Origin of the sequence: Nostoc linckia z4, from assembly GCF_002608075.1 — a bacterium.
Classification (GTDB): Bacteria; Cyanobacteriota; Cyanobacteriia; order Cyanobacteriales; family Nostocaceae; genus Nostoc; species Nostoc linckia.
In genome coordinates this window covers 115,768-127,488 of the sequence record NZ_LAHA01000013.1, presented here as the reverse complement: position 1 = coordinate 127,488, position 11,721 = coordinate 115,768, and the positions used below count along the sequence as shown (strand labels likewise).

3 protein-coding genes are annotated in these 11,721 nt (G+C 39.5%); 2 read left to right on the top strand and 1 reads right to left on the bottom strand.

The annotated features are described in order from the left end of the window. Nucleotides 1-18: 18 nt before the first annotated feature. Complete coding sequence (locus VF06_RS13465; RefSeq protein ID WP_099066289.1) at nt 19-2,847, bottom strand: TonB-dependent receptor; 2,829 nt, start codon at nt 2,845-2,847, stop codon at nt 19-21. A gap of 993 nt (nt 2,848-3,840) precedes the next feature. On the opposite strand from VF06_RS13465, the gene VF06_RS13460 reads away from it, so the two are divergent. Both VF06_RS13460 and VF06_RS13455 read left to right on the top strand, forming a co-directional pair. Continuing rightward, nucleotides 3,841-4,734 (top strand): cupin-like domain-containing protein, encoded by an 894-nt coding sequence (locus VF06_RS13460; protein WP_244918019.1) that lies wholly within the window; start codon nt 3,841-3,843, stop codon nt 4,732-4,734. A gap of 249 nt (nt 4,735-4,983) precedes the next feature. After that, a complete protein-coding gene (locus VF06_RS13455; RefSeq protein ID WP_099066292.1) occupies nt 4,984-11,571 on the top strand; it encodes a non-ribosomal peptide synthetase in 6,588 nt (2,195 codons plus the stop codon). The last annotated feature ends 150 nt before the right edge of the window (nt 11,572-11,721 follow it).

Genomic DNA, 11,721 nt, shown 5'->3' with positions numbered 1-11,721 from the left:
ATTCTCAATTCTTTGTTCTTAAAACTGCCAAGAGATGGTTCCTTGTACAGTAAATGGCTGTCCGTAGTAAACACGACTAGAACTCAGCGCACTTTCAAAATAGTCTACATCGAATAGATTTTTGAAGTTGAGTGCAACTCGAAATCTATCTCTGTTATAGAAAATAGCTGCATCAGTCCGGACATAACTAGGCACATCATAAGTATTGTCTAAATCTCCGGCGCGATCGCCAACAAAAAACAAGCCAATTCCTGCCCCTAAACCTTGTAATTCACCTTGTTGAATTTCGTAAGTTGTCCATAAATTGAAAGAATGTTCCGGTGTATTTGGTAATCGATTTCCCACCGCAAAAGTATTATCTTCAGTAATGCGTGCATCGATATAAGCATAACCAGCAAAAATATTCCATCCTGGTACAATTTCCCCCGCTAAACTCAATTCAATACCTTTGCTGTTTTGCTCCCCTACTTGGATAGTAAATCCTTCATTATTGGGGTCTGCTGTTGAAACATTAGTGCGAGTCAAATCAAAGAATGCTAACGTTGCTGAAAGGCGACTATTCAAATCTGCCTTCACCCCAATCTCATATTGAGTACCGCGTTCTGGCTGTAAGGTAGAGTCAACACCAAAAAAGAATGTACCATTTGGTGGCGTGAATGAACGTGTATAACTGGCATAAAGTGAAATCGCTGGGATTGGTTGATAGACAATGCCAAATCGAGGACTGAATGCACTATCTGAACCACTACTTTCTGTATTATTGGTGAAATCTTCATACTTCTGGTCATAAGTATCAAACCGCCCACCCAACAACAACTTTAAGTTGTCCGTCAATGCAATTTGGTCTTGCAGATAAATTCCTAATGAGTTGGTCTCGGAATTATCGCTAAACTCATCAAAAGTAATCTCACCTAGTGGTAGACCATATACAGGATTAAAGATATCGATTGATTCTGCTTGGCGTTGGATATATCTTGGTGAGAAGTTTTCTAAACGATTCCAATCAACCCCAAATAGTAGCTGATGTTGGATTGAACCAGTGGAAAACTTACCAACTAAATTTGTCGTCAGAGTGTAGTTTGTATTTTCCAAATCGTATTCTCTATAGAAACGATTGAAAGTTCGATTGTCTGCATCCAAACTCACAGGAATCGTTTGTCTGTCACTGTAATCACGAAAGGTAAACCGAAAAGCATTGCGTAACGACCAATTGTCACTAAATTTGTGTTCTAGTTGATAGCCAAGCCTTGTAATAGTTTGTGTGATTTCATCAGAAGGTTCACCAAAGTTCCGGTTGCGGGACACTTCTCCATTGGGATTGGGCAATACAGTACCTATAACAGGCACGCCAGATATATAAGAATCTCTAGCATCGATGTATTCTCCTTCTAAAGTCAGGTTAGTTTTATCCCCGATCGCCACACTCACAACAGGTGATATATTAAATTGCTCGCCACTATAGAAATCGACAAAACTACCTCTGTTTCTATAGGCAGTATTCAAGCGATACAACACTGTCTTCGAGTCATTTAATGGCCCTGATAAGTCAAGGGCACCCCGGTAAAAACTATAACTACCAACCGTGGCATCAATGGCGTAAAAAGGATCGCTTAAGGGACGTTTGGATACTAGGTTGATAACTCCCCCCGGATTACCCAAACCAAATAATACGGATGCTGGCCCTTTAAGAACTTCCACTCGCTCAATACTAGTCAATTCATTGAGTTGTCCGGCTAAAGGATCCACTAGTCCATCCCGCAGAAGATTAGTAGCTGCTGCTTCAAAGCCACGAATTGAAAAGAAGTTATTTGCAGCAGAGTTAAAACTCTGACTTACACCAGGGGCATTTCTGAGCGCATCATCCAAACCAGTAATCTGTTGGTCGCGCAATATTTGTTGCGGTATTACCTGAATCGATTGGGGAATATCACGCAAAGGTGTATCGGTTTTCGTCCCAGTACTACTATCCGTGACCCGATAGTTATCTTGTTCTCCAGTCACCACCAATTCAATCGGCTCATCTGACTGTGCGGCCGGTGCTTCTTGGGGTGTTTGGTTGGCTGTTTCTTGGTTGTCTGGCTGTTGTGTTTGTGGTGCTTCCGGCTGCTGTGGTGGCTGCGTTGCTGTTGCAGCAGCAGAAGTTACACCAAAAACTAGCCCTGTATCATCATCAAATAACTCAACCGTCGGCAAAGTATTGTCACCTACCACGGTCACCCGCACGGTATTTGCATCAATATTCGTAGCGGTGATTTCCGTAATTCCCGCAATTGGTTTTTCCGAACGAAATGTAAAAGTATCGCCACTGGGTAAACGCAACTGAGCATTGGGAATATCAGCAATAAAATTATTATCCGCACTGCGATTTGTAACTTGCAGTTGTTCCCCAAGGGGTGTTTCTAAAATCACCTCCACACCAGTCTGTGTGGGATTTGCTTTCACTCCCGCGATTGGTATCACTGGGTCAGTAGTTGTTTGTTCTGGGTTAGGAGGGTTAGTTGGTGACTGTACTAGCATTTGAGCGCTAGTGCTAGGAAGTTCGATTTCCCCTAGTTGAAGAATATTTTTAGTTGTTTCATTCGACTTTGCTTGTTGTAGCGAACTTCCAAGCTGAAACTTCAACAGTCGGGATTTCCTGGTACTAGAGGCTAATACCTGAGATTTTTTGATAACAAATTTTTTATCTGTAACTGCAAGCTGCCGATCTAATGTAGATTTCCCTACCCTCTGGGTAGAAGATTTGCTTTGAACATCCTCTGATACTTCCTCACCTTTAGCAGCAGTGCCGATAACAACAACAACCGCACTTGTCAGCAACAAGCTTTGAAAAAATCTATCTAACTTCATTTATCCGCTTACACTCGATCGCACTACTTGAGAGCATCTGAACGCACAATGACGAACTTTGAAAAAGATTGTCATTTAAATTAGTTGAATCATATTATGAAGTGATACCAGATACAAGATAATTCATAATTTTTTTTGTTTACTTTAGATGACAATCAATAATTCTTCCTAAACATTTATTTGCTTGATAAGCAATTAAACAAAGTACTGGTAGTTAAAAATACTCTTTTTATAAATACTTTTATAAGCCAAAATCGGTTTTTAATTAACAAATTAGGTCATATAAGACAAAATTCAGCATTGAAGTATGGCGGCAACCCCAAGTTATGGGTTAATAGATTTGCAAATGCTGATTATGGGCAAAAAGCTTGTGATTCCTTGCCGTACATGAAACCAATAGTTCATTTCACAAAATAAAAATTACATAAGTAAAAGTAATTATTTATTAGATATTAACAATAAATATCTATAGTAGTACTATTGCTAAAGCAACTTATTCTCGATAGTGTAAACAAGGATAAATAAAAATTAGTTGCATTAATCTAAATATTTGTCCAAGTAAATCACTATATATTTACCGTTGAAACAATCTAAATGGTTGGCTGATGCAACTTATGTGATGTCCGATTGCAGACTTATTGTTTAGACCGACACACCAGAGGTTCTGATGCTCTGACCTGGAGAATTTTTCGATTAGTGATGAGGCGGACATGGACATGATATTGGTGAGGTTCAGTATTTTGGTCTACAAGCCAAGGAAAAATTTTTTTGACTTATGACTTTTGGATTTTGCTGAAGAATTAGTTAAGCGATGGCGTTCAATAGTCGCTCAATTGCAAACATTAGCTTTGGCTGGGAAAGATATCTGATTAGACACGTCTGGAATATTCATTATCGGTTCAAAAATAAGACGTTAGCTAATAAACTGCTTTCAGGGTAATGAATTAAAAATTAACATTTATATGACAAGAATAAAACAACGTCAAACTTTGATTGAAAACCAGTAAAGATGTTGGAGTTTTTATGAAAGTTCAAGCTAATGAATCAATTCTCAGAATCAAAAGTCCTAGTAAAAAGGAATTTTCAGAAATAGCAAAACAATATCAGCCTTTTATCATTGAAGACGTTGCCAACCATTGGGATGCTTGCCAGCAGTGGTCAAATGATTATTTGATCGAAAAATGTGGCAATAATCTAGTGCCAGTCAGATTTTATAAAAAAGATTTTTGGAATGATTATCAGAACTTTGCTTATGAACGTAGCTACGAACCTCATAAAGAAATTAAATTGCAGGATTATATCAATAACGATCGCACCTTAGAATGTTATTTAAATGAGGCAATTTTAGAAGAGCGTTTCCCCGAACTTGTTGGAGATGTAGTTTATCCACAATACTTTAACAGAAAGTCATTTGTGAGGTTGTGGTTTGGTTTAGCCAGCAAAAATTTTACCTCAAATAGTAGCCTTCACTTTGATGCCGAACATAATCTTTTCGCTCAAATTCGAGGCAGAAAAAGAATACTTTTATATCCGCCTATAGATTATTTGTCATTTTATCCACCTCTTGAAGATGCAACTGGCGCACTATATGGTAGCAAGGTGAATCCGGATGCTGTAGATTTAGAATTATTTCCGAAATTCCCTTGGCAAGAAAAAATAGAATTTGTACTTCAACCGGGAGAAATCCTCTACTTACCTCCTTTTTGGTGGCATCATGTAACCGCAGTCGATGATAATATTTCATTGTCATTTTGGTACGGCGTGAAAATTGCAGATTTTTTTTGGCAAAAAAAGATGTTATCAGTTTTTTTTCACACTGCACCTCATTATTTATATCATTCAATTTTTGCGGGAAATTTCAGTTTTTGGAATTTATTTAAATTATGAAAATATCTTATTCTATAACATTGCTTACGCACAGGTAACGGGAAATTGAACCACAGAGGACGCAGCGAAAAGTCGGAGCGCCGGCTTCCGGCGTACACCGAAGGGGTTGCCGCAGGCATCTGAACTTTTCAAGACAGAGGGCACGGAGAAATAAGAGCAAGAGAGAGTTTTTGCGTAAGTCCTATATAAGATTTAATTTAGTTTCTGATGTCAAAATAAATTTCACATAACGTTGAGTTGAATATACAAATGAATAAGTTTCCTGATTTGTTTCATACGATAAATAATCTTTCTACAGTTGTGGAACTACTCCGCTTTAGAAGTTCTACGCAGCCAAATAGAGATGCTTTTACATTTTTGTTAGATGGGGAAACAGAAAAAGCGACACTAACCTATCAAGAATTGGATAGGCGATCGCGTCGCGTAGCGGCTCAATTACAAGCATTGGGTTTAACTGGGGAACGTGCTTTATTGCTTTATCCCCAAGGATTAGATTTTTTAGTGGCTTTTTTTGGTTGCTTGTATGCGGGAGTTGTGGCTGTAACTGCGTATCCACCACGAAATGAACGCAACACACCCAGAATTAAAGCGATTTCCCAAGATGCACAAGCAGCGATCGCTCTGACTACTACAGAAATTCTGCCGACAGTGCAATCTTTAATGACACAAAACACAGGCTTAGAATCTTTGCAGTGGTTGACTACAGATAATTTGACACAGGGAATAGAAGATACTTGGCAACAACCATCTATTAATGAAGATACCTTAGCTTTTCTACAATACACCTCTGGTTCTACAGGCACACCAAAGGGTGTAATGATTAGTCATGGAAATCTACTACACAATGCTGCCACGACTTACCAATTCATGGAACATTCACCAGAATGTAAGTTTGTAACGTGGTTACCGATGTATCACGATATGGGTCTGATTGGTGGCATATTACAACCTTTGTATGGCAATTTTCCTTGCATCATTATGCCTCCAGCTGCTTTTCTGCAACGTCCATATCGTTGGTTGAAGGCTATCTCTGATTACAAAGGAACAACCAGTGGCGGCCCTAACTTTGCATTTGAGTTATGTACTGAAAAAATTACTCCCGAACAAAAACAAACCCTGGATTTGAGTAGTTGGAGTGTGGCGTTTAACGGCGCTGAACCAATTCGACATGAAACTTTAGAACGGTTTGCCGCAGCTTTCGCCGAGTGTGGCTTCCGTAAAGAAGCATTCTATCCTTGTTATGGAATGGCTGAAACAACTCTCATGGTTTCTGGTGTAGACAAAGCGGCAGCACCCACCATTAAAACAGTCCAGAAATCTGCATTAGAATTGAATCGAGTAGTTGAATCGTCTCTTTCAAATGAAAATATTTCTCATTTTGTAAGTTGTGGCCGAGTCATACCACAACAGGAAGTAGTAATTGCCAATCCAGAAACACTCAATACTTGTGAAGTTGATGAAATTGGGGAAATTTGGGTATCCGGGCCGAGTGTAGGTCAAGGTTATTGGCATCGTTCTCAAGAAACAGCAGAAACCTTCGGTGCTTATTTAGCAGACACAGGTAAAGGCCCTTATCTGCGGACGGGAGATTTAGGTTTCTTGAACAATGGCGAACTTTTCATTACAGGTAGAGCCAAAGATTTAATTATTATTCGCGGGCGCAATCTTTATCCGCAAGATATAGAATTAACAGCACAACGCAGCCATTCATCATTACGTCTTGGTGCTAACGCAGCATTTACATTAGAAGTTAACCGCGAAGAAAGATTGGTAGTTGTACAAGAATTAGAATTTCGCGCCAAGCCAAATTTAGCAGAAGTAATTAGTGCAATTCGCCAAGCCATTACAGAAGAACATGAAGTTCAAGTTTATGGTGTAGTTTTAATTAAACCAGGTACGATTCCCAAAACTTCTAGCGGAAAAATTCAACGACGTGCAACTCGCGCTCAATTTGAAAATGGCGAACTCAATATAGTTGCCAGCAATATACTTAAAATTACTGACATTTCCAGAGAAAAAACTCGATTACAGCGTTCTCAATTGTTGGCACTTTCTCCCAAAGAATGTCAACCAATTCTAGAAAATTATTTAATTGAACTTTTAGCGGTAGTACTTTCCATTGCAGCAGATGATATTAATCATCAAGAACCATTAAGCAGCCTGGGACTGGATTCTTTAAAAGTATTTGAGTTAAAAAATTTGATTGAAAATGATTTAGAAATAGAAGTATTGATAGCTGATTTTTTTGAAGGAATGAGTTTGCGATCGCTCGCTACCAAAATACTTGCTCAACTCACCACAGCAGCTTTCATTCCCTCAAAATCTCTCAGCCAAATCCAGCCAGCGAAAGTTTATCCTTTATCTCTTGCCCAGCAGCGACTATGGTTTCTTGACCGATTAGAACCAGGTAACCCAGCTTACAATATTTCCTTGGCTGTGAAACTCCAAGGTCAGCTAGAAATTACTTTCCTAGAACAAAGTTTGAATGAAATTATCCGGCGACATGAAACTTTAAGAACCACATTTACAACAGTCAACGGAGAGCCGGTACAAATTATTGCTGATTTATTAACATTATCTTTACCAGTAATCAATATAGAATCACAGAGCAATCTCACAGTTGAAAAATTATTAACTCAAGAAAGTCAACAACCTTTTGACCTCACCCAAGGGCCATTATTCCGTGCTAAAGTTTTGCGCCTAGCACAGCAAGAGCATATTCTTTTGCTACAGATGCACCACATAATTTCTGATGGCTGGTCTACTGAAGTCTTGTTACAAGAAATTGCATTACTGTACAAAGCATTCTTAAATAAAACTGCTTCACCATTACCAGAAATTTCTATTCAATACAAAGACTTTGCACATTGGCAGCGGCAATGGTTACAAGGGGAAATTCTGCAAAATCAACTTTCTTATTGGAAGCAACAACTTGCAGATGTACCAACTGTTTTACAATTACCAACGGATCGACCAAGACCGGCTGTACAGTCCTCACGGGGTTTGCATCAATTCGTTGAGTTACCCAAAACTCTGCTAGACGACCTCAAAGCCATCGCTCGTCAAGAAGGCGTGACTTTATTTATGTTGCTACTGGCAGCATTTGGGACTTTCCTTTACCGCTACACAGGACAAGATGATATTCCCATCGGCTCACCAATTGCTAACCGCAACAGTCAACAATTCAAAGGACTAATAGGCTTTTTTGTCAACACTTTGGTGTTACGTACTGACCTTTCTGGTAACCCCACATTTCAACAGTTATTAAGTCGTGTGCGGAGCTTGGCTTTAGAAGCATATAAACACCAAGATTTAACCTTTGACCAACTAGTAGAAGCATTAAATCCAGAGCGAAACGTCAGTCACACTCCTTTATTTCAGGTGATGTTTGATTTCCGCAATGCTCCACTTCTACCAGAAATGCCCGATTTAGTCGCCAGTCAATTAAAAGTAGAAAATGAAACAGCGCAGTTTGATTTAAGCTTATCTGTGGAAGTTGGGCAAAAGCTGATGGTGTCATTTGAATACAACACTGACTTGTTTGATGACAGCACCATTGCTCGAATGCTGCAACATTTTCAAAACTTGCTTTGTGCCATTGTGGCAAATCCTCAAGCTCAACTTTCCGACTTGTCACTATTGACAAAAAAAGAGCAACATCAGCTACTTGTAGAATTTAATCAAACTCAAATTCCCAACCACAAGTTTCAAATTACGCAGTGTATTCATCAGCTGTTTGAAGCACAGGTAGAGCAAACACCGAATGAAGTTGCAGTGGTATTTGCTCAAAATCAGTTGACATATCAACAGTTGAATCAACGTGCCAATCAGCTAGCACATCATTTACAAACGCTTGGTGTCGGGCCAGAAGTGATGGTTGGTATTTACATGGAACGCTCTGTGGAAATGGTGGTAGCAGCCTTGGGTGTGCTGAAGGCCGGAGGAGCCTATATACCTTTAGATCCCGTCTACTCCCATGAACGACTGGCTTTCATGTTGAAAAATATGCAAATGTCAGTTTTGGTGACGCAAAAGTGGTTAGTGAAAAATCTCCCACAACACGAAGCTAAAGTTGTTTGTTTAGACTCCAATTGGGAGAGTATTTCTCAACACAGCAGCGAAAATTTACTGCATCAAACAACTTGGCAAAACCTAGCATACGCAATTTACACCTCTGGTTCTACAGGGATTCCCAAGGGAGTGATGGTTACTCATGGTGGTTTAGTGAATGCCTATTTTGCTTGGGAGGATGTATATTCGCTGCGCTCCGTAGCCACAAGTCATTTGCAAATGGCTAGTTTTTCCTTTGATGTTTTTACTGGGGACTTAGTTCGGGCTTTATGCTCCGGTGGGAAACTAGTACTTTGTCCGCGGGAATTGCTTTTGCAGCCAGATAGACTTTATGCATTGATGCGTTCCCAAAAAGTTAACTGTGGCGAATTTGTGCCAGCTGTGCTGATGAACTTACTTCAGTATTTGCAACAGACTCAACAATCTCTTGACTTTATGCGATCGCTAATTGTCGGTTCTGATAGCTGGTATGTTAGTGGATATCATCAAGTCAAGACTTTTTGCAGTCATGGAACCAGATTAATTAACTCCTACGGTGTTAGCGAAGCCACCATTGATAGCTCATATTTTGAAACCACCACAACTAACTTACAGCTAGAGCGACAAGTACCAATTGGTCGTCCTTTCACCAATACTCAAATTTATTTACTAGACTCCCAACTACAGCCTGTACCCATAGGAGTTGTGGGGGAACTTTATATTGGTGGGGCTGGATTAGCTAGAGGTTACTTTAATCGTCCGGAATCCACCGCCGAAAAATTTATTCCTCATCCATTTAGCCAAGAATCAGGCGCACGTTTATACAAAACTGGAGACTTGGGGCGGTACTTAGAAGATGGAAATATTGAATTTATCGGTAGGGCAGACTATCAAATTAAAATCCGGGGTTTTCGCATTGAATTAGGAGAAATTGAGGCAATATTAAACCAACATCCAGCTGTTGAAAAAGCTGTAGTTGTTGCTCAAGAACATGAACCTGGCGACAAACGCTTAGTTGCTTATGTGGTACAAAATCCCGAACCAGAAACTACAGCAGAATTAATTTTAGGAAAAGAATTAAGCACTCAGCAGTTGTCACAGTGGGAAGGTGTGTTTGATGACCTTTATCAAAACCTAGCCGATGAACAAGTACTAAAATTTGATATCAAAGGATGGAACAGTAGTTACACAGGACAACCAATACCAGAAGCAGAAGTCCGCCATTGGGTAGAATCAACAGTAGAGCGCATTTTGTCTTTACAACCAACCAAGGTATTAGATATTGGTTCTGGTAGTGGTCTGATGTTATTTCGCATAGCTCCTCATTGTCAGGAATATTGTGCAACAGATGTTTCACAAAAAGCCTTGTTGAGTCTCAAGCATCAGATGACAATGCTAGAGTCGGAATTATCAGGAGTGACTCTCATCCACAGAGGAGCAAATAACTTTGAGGGTGTAGTGGCTAACAGTTTTGATGCTGTTTTGATAGTTTCTGTGATGCAGTACTTTCCTAGTATTGACTATCTACTGCAAGTGTTAGAGAACGCCGTGAATGCAGTAGCACCGGGAGGTTTTATCTTTTTAGGAGATATTCGCAGTTTACCTTTATTAGAAGTATTTCATACATCTGTGCAATTTGAGCGATCGCCAGATTTTGTTTCCAAAGAAGAATTACAACAGCGGGCACGAAAACAACTGTTTGAAGAAAAACAACTAGTGATTGACCCGGCATTTTTCACAGCTTTAAAACAACATTTACCCAAGATTAGCCATGTAGAAATTCTTCTAGAACGTGGTTCCTATCAAAATGAGTTGAATAAGTTTCGCTACGATGTGATTCTCCATATTGGCGATGAAATTCCTTTGTTAGATGCGCCTTGGTTGGACTGGGAAAAGCAAGAATTAACACTAGCATCTGTCCAGCAAATGCTGATAGAAACTGCCCCTAATATCTTAGGTATCGCTGGTGTTCCCAATGCTCGAATTGCAAAAGATATGCACATTTGGCAGTGGTTAACTTCTCCTGGAGGTGTTGCAACTGTGGGAGATATGAGACAATTCCTAGAAAAAAATAGTCACTACCAAGGAATTGAGCCGGAAGATTTTTGGACATTAAGCAAAGATTTGCCTTACTCCATTGATATTACTTGGTCAAACTGTGGAGATAATGGTCGTTACGATGTCATATTTAAACGACAGCCAACAATTAAAATAACCCAGTCGGAAATTACTCATACTGCAAAACATCGTCCTTGGCGAGATTATACTAATAATCCCTTACAGGCCAAATTTGCCTTGGAGTTAGTACCACAACTGCGCGATTTTTTAAGTGAAAAGTTGCCAGAATACATGATACCTACAAATTTCATGCTTCTGGACGCTCTACCTCTATTACCCAACGGCAAAGTTAACCGCCGTGCTTTACCTCCACCAGATATTGCGACAGCAAGAAATACACTCCATACACCACCAGAAACAGAAGTAGAACAAATGATTGCGAATATTTGGCAAGATGTTTTGCGTCTTGAACGGGTGGGAATTGACGATAATTTCTTTGATTTGGGAGGTCATTCATTATTAGTAGGTCAAGTACATGCTCAATTGCGAGAAAAATTAAATCGAGATTTATCATTAGTAGAAATTTTTCAACATCCAACTATCAATTTGTTGGCGAAACATCTTAGTGAAGAACAGCAAGAACAACCTGGCTTTGAAAAAGTGATGAATCGCTCTGAAAAACAAAAGTTGGCTTTAAATAGCCGGAAAAAAGCTCAGAGACTCCGTTGAAGAAGAATACAGAACTCAGAATTCAGAATTCAGAATTCAGAATTCAGAATTTAGAATACAGAATTTAGAATACAGAATTCAGCAATTTTTCACTGGGGAATTCAGACCCGCCACTGATAGCGCAGGCTATCCGCCAGTCGTACAAAATAC